This is a genomic window from Flavobacteriales bacterium, assembly GCA_019694795.1.
In the GTDB taxonomy this organism is placed as follows: domain Bacteria; phylum Bacteroidota; class Bacteroidia; order Flavobacteriales_D; family UBA2798; genus UBA2798.
Window position 1 is genome coordinate 1 of the sequence record JAIBBF010000024.1, and the last position, 21,869, is coordinate 21,869.

General features: G+C 40.2%; 24 protein-coding genes. 14 read left to right on the top strand and 10 right to left on the bottom strand.

The features are described 5' to 3' along the window. The 6 genes from K1X56_08780 to K1X56_08805 all read right to left on the bottom strand — a co-directional run. Positions 1–583: hypothetical protein (locus K1X56_08780; protein ID MBX7094802.1), on the bottom strand; the 583-nt coding region annotated here is incomplete at its 3' end. Positions 584–595: 12 nt separating this feature from the next. Then, on the bottom strand, positions 596–1,615 hold the full coding sequence (locus K1X56_08785) for a gliding motility-associated C-terminal domain-containing protein (GenBank protein ID MBX7094803.1): 1,020 nt from the start codon (positions 1,613–1,615) through the stop codon (positions 596–598). A gap of 981 nt (positions 1,616–2,596) precedes the next feature. Continuing rightward, complete coding sequence (locus K1X56_08790; protein MBX7094804.1) at positions 2,597–3,202, bottom strand: hypothetical protein; 606 nt, start codon at positions 3,200–3,202, stop codon at positions 2,597–2,599. 13 nt (positions 3,203–3,215) lie between these two features. Beyond that, positions 3,216–4,202, bottom strand: coding sequence for a gliding motility-associated C-terminal domain-containing protein (locus K1X56_08795; GenBank protein ID MBX7094805.1), 987 nt, complete (start codon positions 4,200–4,202; stop codon positions 3,216–3,218). A gap of 1,195 nt (positions 4,203–5,397) precedes the next feature. Then, positions 5,398–5,862, bottom strand: coding sequence for a tryptophan-rich sensory protein (locus K1X56_08800; protein MBX7094806.1), 465 nt, complete (start codon positions 5,860–5,862; stop codon positions 5,398–5,400). Beyond that, positions 5,859–6,245 (bottom strand): glyoxalase, encoded by a 387-nt coding sequence (locus K1X56_08805; protein ID MBX7094807.1) that lies wholly within the window; start codon positions 6,243–6,245, stop codon positions 5,859–5,861. Before K1X56_08805 ends, K1X56_08800 begins: the two co-directional genes overlap by 4 nt. Before the next feature lie 93 nt (positions 6,246–6,338). On the opposite strand from K1X56_08805, the gene K1X56_08810 reads away from it, so the two are divergent. The 13 genes from K1X56_08810 (at position 6,339) to K1X56_08870 (ending at position 18,918) form a co-directional block, all read left to right on the top strand. Beyond that, positions 6,339–6,788: a GNAT family N-acetyltransferase gene (locus K1X56_08810; GenBank protein ID MBX7094808.1), complete on the top strand. Its 450-nt coding sequence runs from the start codon at positions 6,339–6,341 to the stop codon at positions 6,786–6,788. Positions 6,789–7,014: 226 nt separating this feature from the next. Then, positions 7,015–7,473: a hypothetical protein gene (locus K1X56_08815; protein MBX7094809.1), complete on the top strand. Its 459-nt coding sequence runs from the start codon at positions 7,015–7,017 to the stop codon at positions 7,471–7,473. Positions 7,474–7,507: 34 nt separating this feature from the next. Continuing rightward, the gene (locus K1X56_08820; protein MBX7094810.1) at positions 7,508–7,957 is read left to right on the top strand and encodes a hypothetical protein; all 450 of its coding nucleotides are present in this window, start codon (positions 7,508–7,510) and stop codon (positions 7,955–7,957) included. Continuing rightward, positions 7,929–8,480: a hypothetical protein gene (locus K1X56_08825; protein MBX7094811.1), complete on the top strand. Its 552-nt coding sequence runs from the start codon at positions 7,929–7,931 to the stop codon at positions 8,478–8,480. Before K1X56_08820 ends, K1X56_08825 begins: the two co-directional genes overlap by 29 nt. After that, the gene (locus K1X56_08830; protein ID MBX7094812.1) at positions 8,477–9,028 is read left to right on the top strand and encodes a hypothetical protein; all 552 of its coding nucleotides are present in this window, start codon (positions 8,477–8,479) and stop codon (positions 9,026–9,028) included. The genes K1X56_08825 and K1X56_08830 overlap by 4 nt, the downstream gene beginning before the upstream one ends. 245 nt (positions 9,029–9,273) lie before the next feature. Then, positions 9,274–10,677, top strand: coding sequence for a dihydrolipoyl dehydrogenase (gene lpdA / locus K1X56_08835; protein ID MBX7094813.1), 1,404 nt, complete (start codon positions 9,274–9,276; stop codon positions 10,675–10,677). A gap of 352 nt (positions 10,678–11,029) precedes the next feature. Beyond that, a complete protein-coding gene (locus tag K1X56_08840; protein MBX7094814.1) occupies positions 11,030–11,425 on the top strand; it encodes a four helix bundle protein in 396 nt (131 codons plus the stop codon). 203 nt (positions 11,426–11,628) lie between these two features. Continuing rightward, positions 11,629–12,633 (top strand): ferrochelatase, encoded by a 1,005-nt coding sequence (hemH, locus tag K1X56_08845; protein MBX7094815.1) that lies wholly within the window; start codon positions 11,629–11,631, stop codon positions 12,631–12,633. Beyond that, positions 12,603–13,790 (top strand): anthranilate synthase component I family protein, encoded by a 1,188-nt coding sequence (locus K1X56_08850; GenBank protein MBX7094816.1) that lies wholly within the window; start codon positions 12,603–12,605, stop codon positions 13,788–13,790. Before hemH ends, K1X56_08850 begins: the two co-directional genes overlap by 31 nt. After that, the gene (gene tilS, locus K1X56_08855) at positions 13,787–15,115 is read left to right on the top strand and encodes a tRNA lysidine(34) synthetase TilS (GenBank protein ID MBX7094817.1); all 1,329 of its coding nucleotides are present in this window, start codon (positions 13,787–13,789) and stop codon (positions 15,113–15,115) included. The genes K1X56_08850 and tilS overlap by 4 nt, the downstream gene beginning before the upstream one ends. A gap of 63 nt (positions 15,116–15,178) precedes the next feature. Further along, positions 15,179–15,478: a hypothetical protein gene (locus K1X56_08860; protein MBX7094818.1), complete on the top strand. Its 300-nt coding sequence runs from the start codon at positions 15,179–15,181 to the stop codon at positions 15,476–15,478. A gap of 25 nt (positions 15,479–15,503) precedes the next feature. Further along, entirely contained in the window at positions 15,504–16,238 is a 735-nt protein-coding gene (locus K1X56_08865) for a queuosine precursor transporter (protein ID MBX7094819.1), read from the top strand. Between the two features lie 253 nt (positions 16,239–16,491). Continuing rightward, a complete protein-coding gene (locus K1X56_08870) occupies positions 16,492–18,918 on the top strand; it encodes a thioredoxin family protein (GenBank protein ID MBX7094820.1) in 2,427 nt (808 codons plus the stop codon). A gap of 51 nt (positions 18,919–18,969) precedes the next feature. Here the strand turns inward: K1X56_08870 and K1X56_08875 are convergent, their stop codons facing one another. Beyond that, a complete protein-coding gene (locus K1X56_08875) occupies positions 18,970–19,380 on the bottom strand; it encodes a BrxA/BrxB family bacilliredoxin (protein ID MBX7094821.1) in 411 nt (136 codons plus the stop codon). Positions 19,381–19,459: 79 nt separating this feature from the next. On the opposite strand from K1X56_08875, the gene K1X56_08880 reads away from it, so the two are divergent. Further along, positions 19,460–19,834, top strand: coding sequence for a hypothetical protein (locus K1X56_08880; GenBank protein MBX7094822.1), 375 nt, complete (start codon positions 19,460–19,462; stop codon positions 19,832–19,834). On the opposite strand, the gene K1X56_08885 is transcribed toward K1X56_08880, so the two are convergent. The 3 genes from K1X56_08885 to K1X56_08895 all read right to left on the bottom strand — a co-directional run bounded on the left by K1X56_08885 (position 19,835) and on the right by K1X56_08895 (position 21,859). Then, complete coding sequence (locus K1X56_08885; GenBank protein ID MBX7094823.1) at positions 19,835–20,326, bottom strand: hypothetical protein; 492 nt, start codon at positions 20,324–20,326, stop codon at positions 19,835–19,837. A gap of 70 nt (positions 20,327–20,396) precedes the next feature. Beyond that, complete coding sequence (locus K1X56_08890; GenBank protein ID MBX7094824.1) at positions 20,397–21,416, bottom strand: hypothetical protein; 1,020 nt, start codon at positions 21,414–21,416, stop codon at positions 20,397–20,399. Further along, positions 21,413–21,859 (bottom strand): nucleoside deaminase, encoded by a 447-nt coding sequence (locus tag K1X56_08895; GenBank protein ID MBX7094825.1) that lies wholly within the window; start codon positions 21,857–21,859, stop codon positions 21,413–21,415. The genes K1X56_08890 and K1X56_08895 overlap by 4 nt, the downstream gene beginning before the upstream one ends. Positions 21,860–21,869: the final 10 nt, after the last annotated feature.

Sequence of the window (21,869 nt, forward strand, 5' to 3'; positions counted from 1 at the left end):
AAGTAAAATTAAAAATCAAATTATCCGGTCCCGCAGCCCCGGCTCCACCTACCGAATTATCGCTCCAGTTTACAATGAAATCTGAAACATCTAATGCATTAGCCCGGTATCCAATGTATGCCCGGTCGTTATTGTCGGTGAAGGTGATACCTGTTCGCATCCAGTCGCGATAACCAAACTCCTGTACATTGTTTACATTATTAGTGTTTCCGTTTAAATGCAATAACGTAAATGCTCCCCGGTTAGCTGATAATAAAGTTCCGCCGTTAACATTTCCATTGTTTCCTAAAAGAAGAAAACCATCACGGACACCAGTAAAGGTGTTTACCGGATAGCTTACGGAACCATTCAGTCTTGTACGGGTGACTCCGAAAGTTTGGGTGAAAATTGGAGAATTAAAACCAGCGAGTGTTCCAAAGATGTTGTTTGGTGTGGTTGCTGTATTTCCACCTCGATACCATGCAGCAGATGCCTGGGCGTTAGTGTTATTTGCAGGCGGGATTCCTTGTGGTGCCTGTTGGGCATACGTTACAGGGGTTAATGCTAATGTACTAAAAAGTACTTTTACAATTTTATTTACCATAAGTAATAAGATTTACCTTACTACTTGAACAAAACCACTTTTTTTTATTTTTCCTCCGTTTTGATCAAATCCATCCAATCTGTAATAATATGTGCCTTCTGCAACCTTATCACCAGACATTGCTTTTCCATCCCATTTTGAGTTTGGGCCATTGGATTGCCACACAACATTTCCCCATCTGTTAAAAATAACAAGATCTAATTCAACAAATTTATAGATTGAAAAATCCATCACATCATTTATGTTATCTCCATTTGGACTAATAATGTTAATGTTGAAATCATCAAAGTCATATTCAATTTTGTACAGTTTTACACTGTCAACTAAATAATATGTATCCGTTACATAAAGAGAATCGCCAGTCATTGGATCAATTTCTGGCGGGATAAAAAATGCGCAGTCATTTGTAATAGTATCTCCAAACCATCCAATCGTTAAATAATTTTCATTGCCGTTAGCAGTAAATTCCCCTGAAACCAACACCCAATCTGTTGTATCGGTTAAAAAACCTGTTTGGTTGAGTATTGTTGGTGTGAGATTGTACGGTGAAACACTAGCGTTATACATATTGCCATTTGAGAAGTTTGCTCCAATATTTTCTACTGCAAAATTGTACCCATTGGCTCTATTAATTCTCATCGAAAAGCGATAATTCACATTTGGCTCTAATGGTTGTAAAAGCATTGTTTGGACATATTCGCTCCACATATTATTAGACCAAAGTGTATAAGCCAAAAATCCACAATATCCAACGCCATCAAATGAGTTTTGATATGTAACATTATTACTCGGAATACCATTTGCCAAGATATTACATGCATTAAAATAATCACTTGTTGCATGTGTTGGAGCGTACCAACCTACAACGCTATCAATCCACATCTGATTTGGAAAGAAAGAGTTTCCTTGAGGGCATGCGGTATAATCTTCAAAACTTGGGTTTTGAATGTATTGGTTTGTTACGTCAATATAAGTTTGGGAGTAGCAAATACTACTGATTAATGGAAGTAATATAATTAAGAGTTTGTTCAAGTAATAGGGTGGTTAAACGACAAGATTTTCTAGGTCTTCTAAATTAAGTAATTCTTGATTTCGTTCAAGACTTATCCTTATGATAAGTGAAAACGTGTAATATTGCCTACTCTTTAGACGATATATTACCTTAATTGGTTATAGCTTTCTGTAGTTATTTCATAGAATCTACAATTTTTAGTTTAATCATTGAAATTGTTGGCAAAGGGTTAAAAATGTTCCTGGAATTTTAGCCATATTCCGGAGTAAGGGTATTGAGTAAGAATAAAAGTTTCTGGGAGGAAACCCCAAGAAAGTATTGGGTTTCTAAAACATAAAAAATTGTAACGAGGCAATAATTGCCATACTTTATAGCAAACTGCAAACTGCAAACTGCGAAGTGCGAAGTGCGAAGTGCGAAGTGCAAACTGCGAAGTGCGAATGCATTTTTCTTTTTTTGGGCAGCAATAAATTTAAATGATCGATGCTCATGAGTCAAGAAAAAATCACCGTGTTTTCGACCTAAAATTTGTCGTTTCTTACATTTTCGAGGCGATGATTTTTTAACATTTTTCGTTGGTTTTAAATAATAATTTTACTGAAGAAAACATGCTTTATATTGATAATGAATTGTTGAAGAATTTGAAGCTTAATAAAACAAGGTGAAATTTTAATTCACAAATTGATTAATTAAGGAGGAAGGGGAAAAGGAAAAATAGGTAGTGGGTAGTGGGTAGTAAGGTAGAAGGGCGAATGGGAAGAGGGTAGAAGGAAAATTAGGTAGTAGGGAGAGGGTAAAAAGGCAGTAGGAAAAAAAAGAGTGATGAAATGGTAATACACACCGTGCGTCATTCAGAGCGGAGCGTGGAATCGGATTGTTGCCGGGTGGGTTTTTAGATCACGAAGACAGAAGGACACTAAAAGTTTCATTGAAATTTTTAGAGAAATATTATCGTGAAAAGAAAACGGGTAAATTATTTCAATTAGGAAAGGAGCGAAATTCTAAGAAAGAAAATTAAAAATCATATTATCCGGCGCACCAACCCCACCTACCGAATTATCGCTCCAGTTTACAATGAAATCCGAAACATCTAATGCATTAGCCCGGTATCCAATGTATGCCCGGTCCTGATTATCTGTAAATGTGATACCTGTTCTCATCCAGGTTCTGTAACCTTGTTCCTGAATGAATCCCGGATTATTGGTGTTCCCATTGAGGTGTAGCATCGAAAAAGCCCCTTTCTGGTTATAGAAATTATTTGGAGTAATTCCTAGATCATTTCCAAGTAACATATAACCGGAGGTGTTTACACCTTGAATTGTGCCAAAACCGTTGATCAGGTATTGGGCTCCAACCAAGTTGCCGTTTAGTTTAGATCTTGGTGTGTTTGCAGTAAAGGTGTAAATCGGAGAATTCCATAAGGTACCGAAAATATTATTGCCAAGTGGGACAGTGTTGTTGTTACCTCCACGGTACCATGCTGCTCCAGCCTGAGCATTGGGGTTATTGGCAGGCGGAGTCCCAATTACCGGTGTTTGCGCTTGAGAGGTAAATGAAGTAAATAAGGGCAATAGGCCTAAAATTGTAATGCATAAAGGTTTTTTCATGGTAAAAAGACATTTACCTGAATACTGAAAGTGTTCCTTTTTTGTAAATGATTTTTCCTTCTTTGGTGCTTGCCGAAAATACGTAAAAATAGGTACCTGAGTGTACGTTTTGATCGGTGAATGTATTCTCGGGCCAAAAGGGATTGTTGCTATTTAGAACTGCAACTTCATTTCCCCAGCGTGAATAAATGACTACGTTTTCCTGAAACAAAAATTCGTATTCAGGTAAAATAAATACATCATTTATTCCGTCGTTGTTTGGTGAAATAACATTTTGAAAATCGGGTAAATTTTCAAGATCTGTTATGTCAATTAGAGTTACACTATCTACAAGATAATAAGCATAATTTAAAAAAGGTACTGGTGTGTTAGTTGAGACTGCAGCTAATTGACTTGGTCCGTTAAAGTCAAATCTTGATATGGTAAGCCATTTTTCCCCCCCTTGGGCTACGAACTCCGCTTCTTGTTTAACCCAATTCATGGTGTCAGTAAGATATGAGACGACCAATTGTGGGTGATATGCTGAAAAGGTATCGCACTCAAAAGGTTTGTTGGGTCTGGTTTCAGATACAAGAACGCCAAAGTTATCAATTGTAAATTCTGAACTATTACAAAGGCTAACAAAAAGACTGATTCTGTATTTATGAAAGGCTAAAAGGGAGTCTGTTAGTTCCGTCTGAATACTTTCAGTTAATAAGAGATCTATCCCATCTTCCATATCCCCATAAGCCCCAATTCCCATATAACAACTTCCATGAAAAGCTTCCTGGTATCCCATCCAGTAAAAAGGTGAATTCACACCATTACCAGAAGGAGAACAAGTGCATACGTAATCCGCAGTACATCCATTTGCCTCTTGCCAAAAATTGCAATATGTGACTTGATCCTGTAAAAATGGACAATTGGAGTGATCTTCAAAACTGCCATTCGGTACCAAGTTGGTTTGCGCTTTACAGAAAAGAGAAAAAAAAATAAAAAATATGTAAAAAGGAACTTTCACTATTCAGTTTGTAAATAAAAAGTGCAATACTGGATTGCAAAATCTCCACCTTGTTTTTTAAGCGTCAAAAGAAAGTGGGAACAAAACGCAATTTTGCTAAGTTACAAAAAGCACCTCCTTTCTATGCAAAAAGGAGTTATAATTTGATGAAAAGACCCAAAAGAATTGGGGAATATTAGAAAAGCATAAAATGCAAACTGCAATTGCAAACTGCGATTGCGATTGCGATTGCGATTGCGATTGCGAAGTGCGAAGTGCGAATGCATTTTTCTTTTTTTGGGCAGTAATAAATTTAAATGATCGATGCTCATGAGTCAAGAAAAATTACTAGGTTTTCGACCTAAAATTTGCCGTTTCTTACATTTTCGAGGCGATGATTTTTTAACATTTTTCGTTGGTTTTAAATAATAATTTTACTGAAGAAAATTTGCTTTATATTGATAATGAATTGTTGAAGAATTTGAAGCTTAATAAAACAAGGCGAAATTTTAATTCACAAATTGATTAATTAAGGAGGAAAGGGAAAAGGAAAAAAAGGTAGTAGGTAGTGGGTAGTAAGGAAAAATAGGTAGTGGGTAGTGGGCAGAAAGGTAGAAGGGAAAATAGGTAGTGGGTAGTAAGGAAAATTGGGTAGTAGGCAGTGGGTAGTAAGGTAGAAGGGGGAGAGGGTTGTAGGCAGAAAGGTTGAAGGGAAAATAGGTAGTGGGTAGTGGGTAGTAAGGAAAAATAGGTAGTGGGTAGTGGGCAGAAAGGTAGAAGGGGGAATGGGAAGAGGGTAGAAGGAAAATTAGGTAGTAGGGAGAGGGTAAGTAGGAAAAAAAAGAGGGATGAAATGGTTATACACACCGTGCGTCATTCAGAGCGGAGCGTGGAATCGGAGGATTGCAGGGCAGGGGTGAACCACTAAGGCACAAGTACACGAAGTTGCACGAAGAAAATTAAAAGAAGAACACTAAGGGGTGGTAACATTTAGAGATAGCGGATACTGAGTTGCACTCAGTTTTAGTTAGGATTAAAATTTAAATAGCGTTTGTTGGCAAATAGAATATGTGTTTGAGGAATACCACTGAGGCACTGAGTACACACCGTGCGTCATTCAGGGCGGAAGTGGAATCGGATTGTTGCCGGGTGGGTGAAACACGGAGATCGTTTCTAATGCAATTTTTGTGAAGGATGAGAGGAGCGGACTTGTGCTTTAGTTTTTTATCCAGATGTAGGTGTTGAGGCTGAGGGCGACGAGGCCCCAGAGGAGGTAGGGGAGCAGAAAGAAAATACTCGCTTTCCATTCGCGGATAAAATAATAACTCATCACCACCAACACGAAATAAAAAAGTGAAAGTTCAATTAAGCCCAATGCAGGAGACCGCATCCAGAAGAAACAATAGTTCCAGGCTATGTTTAGCAGCAGGTGAATCCAGTAAAAAGTAATCAGCGGATTACCCCATTGAAAGAGACGATTTAAAGGAATTGTTTTTGCGCAGAGTATCGTAAGCAATACCATGATGGTAGTCCAGGCAAATCCGAAAAACCAGCCGGGTGGTGTCCAGGGTGCCAATTGAAGCGTAGGGTACCATTCGCGGACTCCTCTCGAGGTGGCAATTCCTCCAATGGCCAATGCGGAAAAATGAATAAAACCGTAAACCAATAGCGACCGGATCATACACAAAATTCTTGAAGCTGCGAATGAAAACGGGTGCTTAACATCTGGATGATCCGCTTATTATACGCATTGCTGTTTTGTAAATAGTGCTGCATTTCTTCATCATTGAACAAAGCCAGTACCATGCCGCAAATCTGCGCACGTAAATGATGATCTTTTTGCAGCGATTGATGGATGTATTCCTCTTTCGATGCTTTGTTTCTGCTGCAAAACTGAGGGTCCTTGTTCTTCAGATAATGCTGCATGTAAATCAACAGGAGGTCCGACTGAAACTTGAGTATCGGACGCAAAACCTGATTTTGAAAACGTTCCTCTACACCGGATTCTTTTTCGGCAAGGTTTAACGCGGGAATGATACTACGAAGGGCAGAATGGCGGTCCATGGATAGTTAACCCTTTAAAACGATTTTTGTTCATTTCGGAAATGATTTTTGGTTTACACTTCTATTCAGTGACGAATTGATTAATTTCATACTATGAGTCCACTGAACATCCGCCCCGCCGAAGAAAAAGATCTGAATGCAGTACACGCATTGATCTGCCAATTGGAAGAATTTGATATTCCCATGGATGAGTTAAGCAGGATTTACCTTAAAAACCTGAAACAGGAAACAATTTATTATTACGTGGCCGAAGAAAAGAATCAGGTAATTGGTTTTGTTAGTATGCATATCCAGTTCCTGCTGCATCATTATGCTGCGGTTGCCGAAGTGCAGGAGATTTGTATTCACGATTCCTGTCGCGGTAAAGGTTACGGAAAAATCCTGCTCGATTTTGTAAAGGAAAAAGCAAAGGAGTTGGATTGCGACCTCATCGAATTATGCACCAATAAAAAACGCAGCGATGCCCATCGTTTCTACGATCGCGAAGGATGGCGCCAAAGTCATTACAAATACACCTTTCCCTTTCGCAAGGAGTTTTTATAAGGGGAAGATTTTTTCGTCATATTGACCAAAAATGGTTATGTTTTAATTTGTTTTAGCCCCATATTTTTGGGTTAACTATTCAGCCATCCATCATTTAACTAATGATTGCATGGTTCTGGTTTTTGGATTTAGGTTTTATTATAAATTTCTAAAGTCACCGGTGGCTAAATGACCGTATCAATGCTAGCATTCAATTTCTTTTTTAGCTATATTAGCTAGAAGCATTATGCGCAAATTTTTATTCATAGCTCTATCCCTCATTCTTTTTTCCTGCAAAAAAGATAATTTTAAAGGCGATTACCATGAATTGGTTGGCAAGTGGAAATGGACGCATACCACAGTGAATTGGTATAATATTGGAGGAGCGGGGAGTGTAATAGATACCGTATATCCTTCGGATTATGGATACAATTATGAGGTTGAATTTCATGCAAACGGAAAGATTTCCTTTTACCAGAATGATAAATTGGTAGAGTGCTGGAAAAGAAACTGTATTCATTGGTCCACGTATGGTACGTATGCATATTACGATATCAATCACAATTGCAACTCCACTGAATCAGATTTATTTGTTGATCTTCATCGCCCTGATTCCTTAGCGCTCGATTGCAGGCCTTTGGATGAATCCCATCCTGATTTTTATAATTCATATGGCAGATGGAATTATTTTGTTCGGGTGAAGTGAACTGCATTCTGCCTTCCAAAAACTGAAATAATAAATGAGATTACCAATTTTCATATTCCTTTCCCTCCTACTTTTTTCCTGCAAAAAAGATAAGCTCGATAATGAAGCACAGCTACTCATTGGTCGCTGGAAGTTAGTGGAGTCAGGAGGTATTAATTATTCTCCGGATGATGAAGAATATTTTGAATTGGAATTTTCAGAAAGTGGTAAAATTAAAAAGTGGAAGGATGGAAAATGCAAGGAGAGAGGCTATTTTAAAAAAATTACGGTTGACGGGAATTATTTAGATGCAGGGTATATTTTTTTTAATGTTGAAGCTAAATCTTCTTCACCATTTGAAGACGAAGGGTTTTGCGATCGCTTGAGTACTTGTGAAATTATCTTAGCGAATTCTTTTTATAATCCTAAAATGGTAGATATGCTTTCTGTAAGATTAATAAATGCAATGTCATATTATGGAACTTTTGAGAAAATTGGTGATTAGCGTATTATTTTTTATTGTTCTTTTTTTTGTTTTTACTCCCAATCCGCTTAATGCCCAACGGAATTTTTTGTCGCTGGATGTCGGGAATAAGTACATCTATTGTATTAATTACGAAAGAAGTTTAATTGCAAATGACAGCTCAGGAAATGTGCTTAATTTATCGTTTGGTGGGGGTTGGGTTCCTGGTCATACCTATTTAACAAGCACCGTTAAATTCAATCCATTTCAAAAAGCCCCTCGCTGGATTTTAGAGGGTGGATTAGGCCATGTATTTGAAGGTAATCCACATACCAGAAGTTTTCAGGATTCGGCCTTGCTTGCCAATCCGATTTATTTTAATCAGATACATTATAAACCCGTTTACAGGCCGGTTCTATTTTTGGGAATTGCTTATCGGATACTGAATCGATCCCGATTCCAATTATCAATTTGTTTATCGGGATTTTTAATTTGGGATAGAAAATACTATAATGAGTGGTATGCAATTCCATGGGGAGGAATTAATTTATCGTTTGGTTTATGAAAAAATTAATTAAAGTATTATTTCCAATATTTTATTTTGGTTTGAATTTTTGCAATGAGGTTTTTGCCCAACGGAATTTTTTGTCGCTGGATATCGGAAATAAATATTTATACAGCATCAATTATGAACGTGATTTTAGTAGAGATGATTCATCAGGGAAATATGTAAATGGGCTTATCGGTTTTGGATTTGATCCACGGGTAAATCATTTATCATGCGTGTCATCTACCCTGAAGTTTAATCCATTCAATAAAGCGAAAAGGTTGGTTTTCGAATGTGGACTTATCCATGTGCTTAACCGGGATTATTATACCCGTAAGGAATTGGATTCAATTCAAGACTCCGATCCTTTATTTTTTAAACGGGTTAAAGTAAATCCGCATTATCAGCTGATGGGATTTTTATCCATGGGTTTTCAGTTTTTAAAACTCAAAAAATGTTCAATGGTTCTATTTGCAAATGTGTATTTAATAAATGATCGCAAGTATTATAATACATTTAGTGCCATCCCATATGGGGGAATTAACTTGTCTTTTCCCTTGAAATAGCGAATGCAGGTCAATAGATTTCCTGACCAATGCAACACTTCAACCGCATTACGCCATACGGGATACACAGGCAGAATAAACGTTGGTGGTAATAATTTCTGTTCCACAACCCATACAACAGCTTAGAATAGCAAGGTGTTTTGGGCCACTTGAAGGCTTGTTTTACAGCTTGTTACCTTTGCTCTTAGTGCATTTTCTCTTCCTGCTAAAATTCTTACCTTCGTTGGGTAAAAAAAAGCAAAACCATGAGTAATTACGACGTTATCATTATCGGATCTGGTCCCGGCGGATATGTTTCTGCCATTCGCTGTGCGCAACTGGGTATGAAAACTGCATTGATTGAACGCTACAATACACTGGGCGGAACCTGTTTAAATGTGGGTTGTATTCCATCTAAAGCGCTGCTCGATTCTTCGGAACATTTTCATAATGCAACACATACTTTTACCGAGCATGGAATTGATGTGAAGGATGTAAAAGTGAACATCAAGCAAATGATTGCCCGTAAAAATGAAGTGGTGAAACAGACTGTTGGTGGTATTGATTTTCTGATGAAGAAAAATAAAATTGATGTGTATCGCGGACATGGTTCTTTCGAATCGAAAACGCAGGTTTCCATTAAAGGAGATGATGGTAAAGTAACCACTATCGAAGGGAAAAACATCATCATAGCTACCGGATCAAAACCTTCTGCATTTCCCGGAATGGAAATCGATAAAAAACGCGTGATCACTTCCACCGAAGCGTTAAATCTCACCGAAGTTCCCAAACACCTGATCGTTATTGGCGGTGGGGTAATCGGATTGGAATTAGGTTCGGTATATGCACGTTTGGGTGCAAAAGTTTCGGTAATTGAATTTGCTCCCGGAATTATTTCTACCATGGATGGTACAATGGGTAAAGAATTACAGAAGTCACTGAAAAAATTAGGTTTCGAATTTTATTTCCAGCATAAAGTACTCAGCGCAAAAGGCAGTGCTAAAGAAGCAGTTGTTGTTGCAGAAGACAGCAAAGGAAATAAAGTGGAATTTAAAGGGGATTATTGCCTGGTTTCAGTGGGAAGAAAACCTTATACCGAGAGCTTGGGTCTCGATAAAGCAGGTGTTCAATTAGACGAGCGTGGTCGCGTGGTAGTGAATGATCACTTGCAAACGAATGTCCCCCATATTTACGCCATTGGCGATGTGGTACGCGGTGCAATGCTGGCGCACAAAGCCGAAGAAGAAGGCGTGTTTGTGGCGGAATATATTGCCGGACAAAAACCGCATATCAATTACCTGCTTATTCCCGGTGTGGTTTATACCTGGCCGGAAGTAGCTTCAGTAGGTTATACCGAAGAGGAATTGAAAAAAGACGGAAAAAAATATAAGGTCGGTCAGTTCCCTTTCAAAGCTTCGGGTCGTGCCCGCGCTTCGATGGATACAGACGGACTTGTAAAAGTACTTGCCGACGAACAAACCGATGAAATCCTCGGTGTGCATATGATTGGTCCCCGCGCTGCCGATATGATTATGGAAGCTGTTGTGGCCATGGAATACCGCGCCTCCGCCGAAGACATATCCCGCATCTGCCACGCACACCCGACCTTCACCGAATCCCTCAAAGAAGCCGCCCTCGACGCCACCGCTAAGCGGGCATTGCATATTTAAGGGGTAGAGGGTAGAGGGTAGAGGGTAGAGGGAAGAGGGAAGAAGGTAGAAGGCAGAGGGAAGAAGGTAGAGGGTAGAAGGGAAGAGGGTAGAAGGTAGAAGGGAAGAGGGAATATGGGCAGAAGGTTAGAGGGCAGAGAGTAGTGGGTTGAGTGGAAAATTAATATTTAATAAAATGCATTTGCCGGTTGAATTACTTGTGAAGGAAATTGAAGTTGTGGTTATTAATTTTGTGCATCATTTTTATTTGAATATTAACGATCAACCCTAGAAGTCCTTTTCATTTTTTTTCTGTTTTTACATTTCGGTGATTTTTTGCAGGAATTATTTTTTTATTGCTAAAAATTTCGCTGTGGAAATCGAACTTGAAAAATCCCTTGAAAAATTATTGGTCTGGAATAAAACCAGAGCGCTGCGTATTCGTATTTCTCAATTGGTAAAGCGGATTCCAGATCAGGAGAAATTAAGATTATCCGATCAGATGATTCGTTGTTCTAGATCAATATCTGCAAATATTGCCGAAGGATATGGACGGTTTCACTTCCAGGATTCGATTCGCTTTTACATCATTGCAAGGGGATCATTAATTGAACTTTTAGATCATTTGTATGTTTGTATAGATGAAAATTTTATAACTCAAGAGACCTTCAACAATTTCCGCGAGGAAATTTATGATTGTTTAAAAATGCTAAATGGCTATATAAAATACGTTCGAAACCAAATAAAGAAAAAACCCCCAACCACATAATTATGCCCAACACCCACTACCCACTACCCACAACCTAATCCCCACTACCCACTACCTAATCCCCACTACCCACTACCTAATTCCCACTACCCACTACCTAATCCCCACTACCCACTACCTAATCCCCACTACCCACTACCTAATCCCCACTACCCACTACCTATTCCCCACTACCCACTACCTAATTCCCACTACCTACCCCAATGAAAAACGCAATATTACTACTCAACCTCGGAACACCCGATTCAACGAAAACATCAGACGTGCGAAAATACTTGCGCGAGTTTTTGATGGATGGTCGGGTGATTGATATTAATCCACTGGGAAGATGGTTTCTGGTGAATTTGATTATTGCACCCTTTCGCGGACCCAAATCGGCGAAGGAATATAAAAAGTTGTGGACCAAAGACGGATCTCCATTGTTGTTGCATGGATTAAAAGTGAAGGAAGCGTTACAGAAAATGGTTCCCGAAAATTACACGGTGGAGTTTGCCATGCGCTATCAGAATCCATCCATGGAGTCGGTGCTCGAACGAATGAGTAAAGCGAATTACGACCGCATCATTATCCTTCCGATGTATCCGCAGAATGCTTCTTCCACTACCGGATCATCACTCGAAAAAGCAATGCGCATCATCAGTAAATGGTGGGTGATTCCGGAAATAAGAATGATTAGTCAGTATTACGATCATCCCAAATACATCGATGCATTTGTTGCACGCGGCAGAGAACACGATATCGCTTCGTACGATCATGTATTATTCAGCTTTCACGGAGTGCCGGAGCGGCATGTGGATAAGGTGTATACCGATAACCGTCCGTGTAGCGACCACCATTGTGAAGAAGGAATTACCGACGAAAATAAATTTTGTTACAAAGCAACTTGTTACGAAACGGCAAAACGTATTGCACAACGATTGGAAATTAAAAATTATACTGTGGTTTTTCAGTCGCGCCTCGGTAAAGATCCATGGCTGGAGCCTTATGCCGATCAAACCATTATTCGTTTGGCTCAGGAAGGAAAAAAACGATTGCTGGTATTTTCTCCTGCCTTTGTTTCCGACTGCCTCGAAACAACCGTAGAAATCGGCGAAGCTTATCAAGAATTATTCTGCGAACACGGTGGTGAAAAATTACAATTGGTGAACAGTTTAAACGATTCGCCATTGTGGGTGGAATGTTTAAAAGAGCTGGCATTGAATCCATGAACATCAGCAGCGAACAAGCTATTCTGCATGTACAAAACGCACTGCGTGATGCGAAAAATTTTGCATGGCTGGCGGCTGGTCCCAATGGAAAACAGTTGCTCAATGTGGCGGGGGAATGGCAGGACTACGATCCTTTTTCGGAGGAGTGTCCCAATGGAATTCTCGCTCTCGCGTATGAGTTAAAAGACCGATTCGAACGATTGCAGTCCAACGGAATTCCTGCTGTGGATTTTCCGCATGCTGCTTTGCTTCCTTTTGATGAAAGGTATGAATTTGATGCGCCTGATTTTAAATTGAATTCCAATGCAGATGTTCCGCTTCCGGAATTTGAAATGGATTTTACCAAGGCAGAGTATATACAAAGTGTAATACAGATTCAGGAACATTTACGTCGCGGCGATTGTTACGAAATGAATTTTTGCATGCGCTTTACATTGCGGAATGTGAGTCCCGATCCATTCACCTTGTATCAGCATTTATATTCCATTTCCAAAGCGCCTTTCTCTGCATTTTTGCGTAATGGGGAACGGTTTTTAATTTGCGGTTCGCCCGAGCGGTTTTTGAAAAAAGAAAAAAACCGGTTGATCTCTCAACCCATTAAAGGAACGATACGCCGGGGTGTTAGTCCTGCAGAAGATCTGGCATTGCAGCAACAACTGCGCAACGATCCCAAAGAGCGAAGTGAAAATATTATGATTGTGGATCTGGTGCGGAACGATTTTTCGCGCATTGCTGAATCGGGTTCGGTGGCGGTGGATGAGCTCTGTGCCATCTATTCGTTCAATACGGTGCATCAAATGATTTCTACCGTATCCTGCAGCACTTCTGCATCACCGGGTGAAATTTTACGTGCTACTTTTCCAATGGGATCCATGACGGGCGCACCCAAGGTGAGGGTGATGGAGTTGATTCATCAGTATGAAAAAAGTCAACGCGGTTTATATTCAGGAACGGTAGGTTATATCACAGGTGATGGCGATTTCGATTTGAATGTGGTAATACGAAGTATTCTATATGATCGTAAAAATCGCTATCTTTCTTTTTCTGTAGGCAGTGCCATTACGCTGGCTTCCGATCCCGAACGGGAATATGATGAATGTCTGCTTAAATCGGAATCCATGCGCAGGGCCATTGCTGCTTCATTGCAAAAGGGATGAACGAACTCGAAAAAAAATTCCGGATTCTTATCGATGAGCATTTGCCTCAGTTCGAAGAACAACGTTTTTTACTCGCGGTAAGTGGTGGAGTAGATAGTGTGGTATTGTCGCAACTGATGCATCGCCTGCGTTTTAATTTTACCATTGCGCATTGCAATTTTCAATTGAGAGGGGAGGAGTCCAACCGCGATGAGCAATTTGTTCAGCAACTCGCCATGGAGTTGGATGTTCCTTTTTTGGTGCGACATTTCGATACGCTTGCTTATGCCGAAAAAGAAAAAATAAGTGTGCAAATGGCAGCGCGTGATCTGCGTTACGAATGGTTTCGCGAGTTATTGAAAAAACAAAAATTTACTTTTCTCGTCACTGCCCATCACCTCAACGATCAGGCAGAAACATTTTTTGTTCAGGCTTTTCGCTCGGCCGGCATCGAGGGATTAAGCGGTATGAAAATTCTTGAACGGGATGTGTTTCGTCCGCTCTTGCCTTTTTCGCGCGAGGAGATTCTTCATTTTGCACTGGAAAACCGCATCACCTGGTGCGAAGATTCTTCCAATGCAGAAACACATTATCTGCGCAATCAGATTCGGCACGATTTATTTCCGCTCATCGAAAAATCGCAACCGCATGTTGTACGTGCCATCAGCAACAGCATGCAGCATTTGTCGGATGTCAATCAGTGGTATCGCCACCATATGGATCTTCGCAAATCGGAATTGCTTCGTAAAAATGAATTTGGCTGGGTTTTTTCGATCGACGAAATTTTGCAGGATCCTGTTCCGCGTTTGCTGATGTTTGAATTGTTGCGTCCCTTCGGATTTCATCATTCTTCCGTTGCGCAAATTCTCGATCGTCACCTGCGTGATTCCGGTAAAAAGTTTTTTTCGCACACGCATCGTCTGGTGTTAAACCGCGGACTCGGCCTCTTAACGCCGCTGGCACCCGAAGATTTGGAGGTGCATGAAATTGCCGAAGGAGAAACACTGCTCGAATATCCGTTGCGTATACAACTGGAATACATCAAAGGAAAACCCGAACCGGTTCCGGATAAAAACAGCATTTACGTGGATGCCGATCTTTTGCAGTTTCCCTTATCCCTTCGTCGCTGGCACAAAGGCGATTCGTTTATTCCTTTTGGCATGAAAGGCCGCAAAAAACTTTCCGATTTTTTTATCGACCAGAAAATGTCGATCCCCGAAAAAGAACAGGTGTGGGTGCTGACTTCGGCCGACAAAATCGTGTGGCTGGTGGGCATCCGTGCGGATGACCGATTTAAGTTGAGCGAAAAAACGACGAGAAGCGTTAAATTATCGATAGATTCTTAAAAAGAGCCTAAACCATTTTGCGGGTTCACTCGTAAAAGCCTCTTACCTCCAAAAACCAATTGCATGGATAAACTAGCTACGCCCGTTTTGATTTCTAAAGAAAGTGTTGCAGGATTGCGTTTCCCCGCTGAGGCGATTAGCAGAAGCCGGGAAGAACAAAAAATTCTGATGGATAAACTCAAAGATGCAACCACTCTGGGAAACATTGAACACAACAAATGCCGCATTATTTTTTCCGACGATGAAGGACTGAAAATGGTTGAGACCACCATCTGGGCTACCGGCGAAAAAAATATTGTGCTTAAGCATGGCATGACCATCCCCATTCACCGCATTGTGGATGTGAACATTTATGCCGGTTAATTGTTGTATTGCAGATTAATATTATTTGGATCCGCAACTCAAATTAAAAGCCGAGAAGTATTACTTCATTTTAGCAGGCGTTTTTATTGCCGCATTGGTGGCCTGCAATCTTACTTTTCAGAAATTTTTTTACTGGACACCCTTCAGCTTTTTAAGTTTCGGTGCAGATGATGCTTCGTGGTGGCATTCGCTTACCCATTACACTTTTTATATTAGCGTAGGCATTATTCCTTACCCGGTTACTTTTTTAATTACCGATATCGTATCGGAAATTTATGGTCGCCGGCGTTCGGATTTAATTGTCATGGCCGGATTGATATCGAGTGTTTTTGTTTTACTCATCATCTACATCTCAGCCGCAGTCCCCGCCACCGATTGGTCGCCCGTAAGCGATGATCAGTTTCACCGCGTATTCGGAAACACGGTCGATTCCGTAGCCGCATCCATGGCCGCCTATCTCATGGCGCAGTTCATTGATATCCGCTTGTTTCATTTCTGGAAAAAGAAAACCCATGGAAAGCATTTATGGCTGAGGAATAACTTTTCTACCATCCCTTCCCAATTTATCGATACATTAATTGTATTGCTGGTCTTGTGTTATTTCGGCAGTATCTCCTGGGATCGCTTTGGTCCTTTATTGGTCAATGGATTTTTATTTAAGGTGGTCATTGCACTTTTAGATACCCCTTTCTTCTATTTTTTCGCCTGGTGGTTCCGCCGGAAATTTAAGCTTGGTCCGCAGGATGAGATCGATTTTTAGGACTTAGAAATCCAAGGATTTGGACCATTTTCGGACCTTTTAATACAATTTTCCTAGTTAGATTTGTGTTATGGAGAAAAAAAGATCCATGATAAGAATCTTAGGAAAGACCCTGGCGCTTGGAGTCCTGATACTTTGTTTGTTTTGGCTGTACGATGGCTGTGGTAACCGCAATGAGGTCTGCAACTGCGACAAAAAGCACACAAGTGGCTCGAATAATTCCCTAAGTTTGAACCCTTCAAATACAACTGGTATGAAAAATTTCCTTTTGTCTGCACTTCTGTTGTTTCAGACGGTGAACCCTGCCCAGGCGCAGAAGTTCGATAATGTGGTGTGGTCGTACGACGTGAAACAAAATGGATGCGAGGCAGAACTTACCTTCACCGCAGTGATCGAAGAAGGCTGGTACATCTACTCGCAATTTCAACCCAATGCCGATGGACCCATTCCCACGGCTTTCACATTTACTGATAGCAAAGCTTATCAGCGTGTAGGGAAAGTAAGCGAAGGAAAAGCCAAAGCGAAATTCATGGAAGGATTCGGAGGTGAGTACAATATCTTTCCTCATAAAGCAGTATTCAAACAAAAAATAAAAATCCTCTCCAAAAAAGATTTCGAACTGAAAGGTGAAATCGAATTCATGCAATGCGATGAGAGTAAATGTTTACCTCCGGCCTATGTCCCCTTTAGTTTTAAATTAAAAGGGTGTGCAGGTGGCACCAGTGATGTGGTGGAAGAAGTGGTGAATGAAGAAACTACAGCGGTTGAGGTTCCTGCGGTAGATTCTGCTCAGGCCGGACATGCCATCACCCCGGTGGGATGGAAAATCTATTCGAAAAAATATTCGGCTACCGAGTATGAAATCCTCTTTAAACTGCAAAGCGATTCCGGTTATGTAGTTTCCGCCGATATGGCTTATCACCCTTTTGCGATTGATATTAAATTACCCGACGGAATTGTGGCCGACGGAAAAATGACCATGGGCGAAATCATGTCGTGGAAAATTCCGGGCAGCGATAAATCCATGCAAGTCTATATTCAGGATGCCGTGTTTTCGCAAAAAATAAAAGTGAACAAGGCCGATTCTATTCTCATGAGTAAAATCCCCGTTCACATTTCCTTTGCAGCCACCAACGGAAAACAAAAATATGTGCTGCAGGAAGAAATGAATGTTGACCTCAACCTGCACGACGCCGAAAATATTTCTACCGCCGCTTCGGAAGATTCTTATTTCATGATTTTCCTGATTGCCTTTTTAAGCGGATTTGCTGCGCTTTTAACACCTTGTGTGTTCCCAATGATTCCAATGACGGTAAGTTTCTTTTTAAAGTCCTCGAAAGACCGTAAAAAGGCAATCACCAATGCTTCCGTATATGGAATCTCCATCATTCTTATTTATGTGGTCATCGGATTATTGATTACGGGAATATTCGGACCAACGGCATTGAATGAAATGTCCACCAGTCTCTTTTTTAATCTACTCTTCTTTATCGTTCTGGTGGTATTTGCTGTTTCATTCCTTGGTGCATTCGAAATTGTTTTACCTACATCATGGGTAAATGCAGCTGATAAGAATGCAGATAAAGGAGGAATGCTCGGAATCTTTTTCATGGCCTTTACACTGGCGCTTGTTTCATTTTCATGTACAGGTCCGATTGTTGGTTCTCTATTGGTAGAATCGGTTTCGAAAGGGATAATGGGACCCATTTTCGGAATGCTGGGATTCTCGATGGCCATTGCATTACCATTTACCTTGTTCGCTATATTCCCCGGATTCCTCAACAGCATGCCTTCATCGGGTGGATGGTTGAATACGGTTAAAGTAAGTTTGGGATTTGTAGAATTGGCATTGTCATTAAAATTCCTTTCCAAGGCCGACCTTGTAAATCAAAGTCACTTACTGGAACGCGAAGTTTTCCTCGCCTTGTTTGCAGGTGTTTTGTTTATGTGGGGACTCTACCTCATTGGTGCATTTAAACTTTCGCACGATTCCGAAGGTTCTAAAATTTCATCGGGCAGAGCAGTAATGGCTATGATTGTATTTTCATTTATGGTTTATATCATTCCCGGAATGTGGGGTGCTCCAGTAAACTTATTGGCGGGAATTGCTCCCCCATTAGAGTATAGTGAATCGCCTTACGGAGTTGGTAATAAAGCACCCGATGCAAAAGAAAGCGGCGAAGGCTTACCCGAACATGCCAGTTATGGTCCACATCAGCTCATCACCTTCCACGATTATGATCATGGAATGGAATATGCGCGCTTAAAAGGATTACCGGCAATGATCGACTTTACCGGTTACGGTTGCGAGAATTGTCGTAAGATGGAACAAAATGTTTGGTCCGCTCCTGCAAATCTCCAGTTGCTTCGCGATTCGCTGGTGGTCATTTCATTGCATGTTGACGAAAGAACCAAACTTGATCCGAATGATCCGGCTGCTTCCAAATTCAGAAATGTTGGTCAGAAATGGGCCGATATGGAAGTGAAATTGTATGGCGAATCATCCCAGCCTTTATACATCTTACTAGATGGTAATGAAGAAATGCTGAACGGAAAAGCAAGTTATCAAACCCATGGCGAAGTAAAGGCCTTTAATGAGTGGTTGTCGCAAGGACTCGAAACCTTTAAAAAGCGAAAAGGAATCCGCGTGGTTCGTCCGGAAATGATTGCAGCGAATTAAGGGTACTCGGAAGATTAAAAAAAATCCCGCTTTTGCGGGATTTATTATCATTTAGCAAAACTCATCAAAAGCTGCCTTCAGGTTTTCGGCAATCATTTCTGCTGAACGTCCTTCAATATGATGGCGCTCTAAGAAGTGCACCAGTTTACCATTTTTAAACAATGCAATAGAAGGCGATGAAGGCGGATAAGGCAACATGTATTTTCTGGCCTGTTCTACTGCGTCTTTATCCACCCCTGCAAATACGGTGGTTAGGTGGACAGGAAGTTTGCCGTTTTTCAGTGCCATGCGTACACCGGGACGAGCAGCGCCGGCTGCACAACCGCATACGGAGTTTACCACCACTAGAGTAGTGCCGTCGTTTTTCATTCCCGCATCCACGTCACCTGCGGTGATCATTTCTTTGAAACCTGCGTCAACAAGTTCCTTTTTCATCGGAGCAACTAATTCTGGAGGATACATATTTTAAAGTTTTAAACGTTGTTTTATAATAAGGATTTCTGCTGTAAAATTACAAATTATTGTACGTACAAGACCAGACATGGATATTAAAATTCAACAATGGATTGAAAAGCAAAATCTGGAGAATCAATTAAAAATTGAGAAGATCCGGGAATGGACCTTATCCCTGTCGCCATATTTCAGCGAAAAATTTCGTTATCAAACCTTGTTTTTCGATCATAAATCCATACTGCTTTATTTGTCCGTTAACCCAAAGTCGGAATTATACGCTGGTTTTGTGCAGGGGCATTTAATGGATAATTCCGAAGGACATTTAGAAGGGGATCATAATAAACAAATCCGACATTTTTATTTTCGGGAAATGACGAAAGAAACCGAAGAAAATTATCGCTGCCTGGTATTGGAAGCGATCGATTTGGAGAAAGAAATGTTAAAGCTGAAAAAAAGGAAATAATTATTTTTTCCCTTTTCCCTTGCCATTACCGTTCCCATTTCCTTTTCCATTATTTCCATGGGAATTTCCGTTGCCCTTCATTTTATCGTTTTTGCCTTTAGCGCTCGATTTCAATTGGTGAAATTCACTGGATCCGGGTTTAATGCCCATTTCTTTTGCAATTACACCCCAGCCCTTGCTTTTGTTGCTCTGGTAACATTGGGTAACAGCATCCACCGTTTTACCTGTAATTTTTCCAATTTCAAGTGTCATGTAAATATCAGCAGGAGCCATTTTTATGGTGGTCTTTAGGTATTCTAATTTCTGGTCGGTTACGTTGTAGGCCAGCTTCATTTCATTTTTAAATAGTTGAAAATCGGCTGTCGCTTTTACATTCATGTCGCTCAGGGTAACATCCAATTCTGCATCACCCGATTTAGCCGTAAAAGTTACATTTTGTCCATTTGCTTGTAATAAAGCAACAAACAGGAAGAGAGAGAAAATATGCTTCATGGTTCGGGTTTTTGGTTTACCTAATTTACCGAAAAATGAGCTGATACTATTGAGTTGTTGAAGAAAAAAATTAATAGGTGCTGAGGTTCAATGGAAAGGCCATTTCAAAATAAGGTTCTTCCAGTTGAAATTCAACTTCCGTGCAGCGAATGCCTTGTAAAAACAAACGGTGTGCCCACATGTAAATGGCCGCTTTTTCATTCTTGTACAATTTCAATTTTCCCTGATTAAGGGCTTTCACTAAATCGTCATTGTTTTTATATGCACTGAATTTAAAATTGAGTTCATCCAATTCGGCAAATGGGGGGTGACCAAATTTCTTGATCAGTTGTTCAAATAAAGTGGAGTCTACCGCTATGCTGCGATCCGGAAACATTTCCTTCAACTTTTTTTTGTCCTCAGGCAAGCGCGAATAATTCGATTTCAAAAAAGTAAAATTGCGCGTATCCATCATTAACTCCCGGTTTAACTTCCGGTCTTTGTCCTGCAGATTAACCAAAATCATAAAATCACCATCCGCACCGAGCGATAAATTCTCAATGAAAAATTCATAAAGGTTTTCTTCACTTAAGGTGGACATCGCCTTAAACTTTGGTTCAAAAAAATACTTTTTATCGTTTTTTAAAAAGTATAACACTTCCACACGGTAGTGTTTTCCTTCTTTGTTTACAGAATACATGTCCACCAAAAATTGATTCGCCATTAGGCTGTCCTTCGAAAGAACAGGGAGAAATTCATTGGCAGTGATGGATTGAATCAGTTTCCATTCTGCATTTTTTAATGCAAGTTCTGAATAGAAGGCAGTCATTTTTTTTTCAAAATCCTGCATGAACTGCTGATACACTTTTTTCGATTCGAAATCCTTTTTAAAAGTGGAGCGGTCGACATTAGATGAATTGGCAAATTCTTTTTTTAATTGGTTGGAGCTTTTCCATAACACTTCTTCCAAATCTGTAGCAGAAATAATTTGCTTTTTAAAATCAGAAAAATTCCCCTTGCGTAATGTTTGTATAATGGAAGAAGAATTGCTTTGTGCATGGATGGTTGCACTGCACAGGAGATAAAGCAGAAAAACGATCAGTGTTCTCATCGTTTTTTTCTAAAAAATTCCCGGATTAATTCGCCGCATTCTTCTTCTAAAATGCCTCCGGTAATTTCTGTTTTCGGATGAATAATTTTTTCATTCATGCTTTTATATCCGCGTTTTTCATCCTTAGCGCCGTAAACAATTTTTCCGATTTGGGTCCAGAACGATGCTCCTGCACACATTACGCAAGGTTCCAGGGTAACATAGAGTGTACATTCGTTCAGGTATTTTCCGCCGATGTGATTGGTAGCTGAGGTGAAGGCTTGCATTTCGGCATGTGCAGTAAAATCCTGTAAGAGTTCGGTTAAATTATGTGCACGAGCAATAATCTGATTTTTCCAGACAATTACTGCACCTACAGGAACCTCATCCTGTTTAAACGCTTCACGGGCTTCATTCAATGCTTGTCGCATAAAATGTTCATCGCTATGTACAGATAAACTCATGTACAAATCT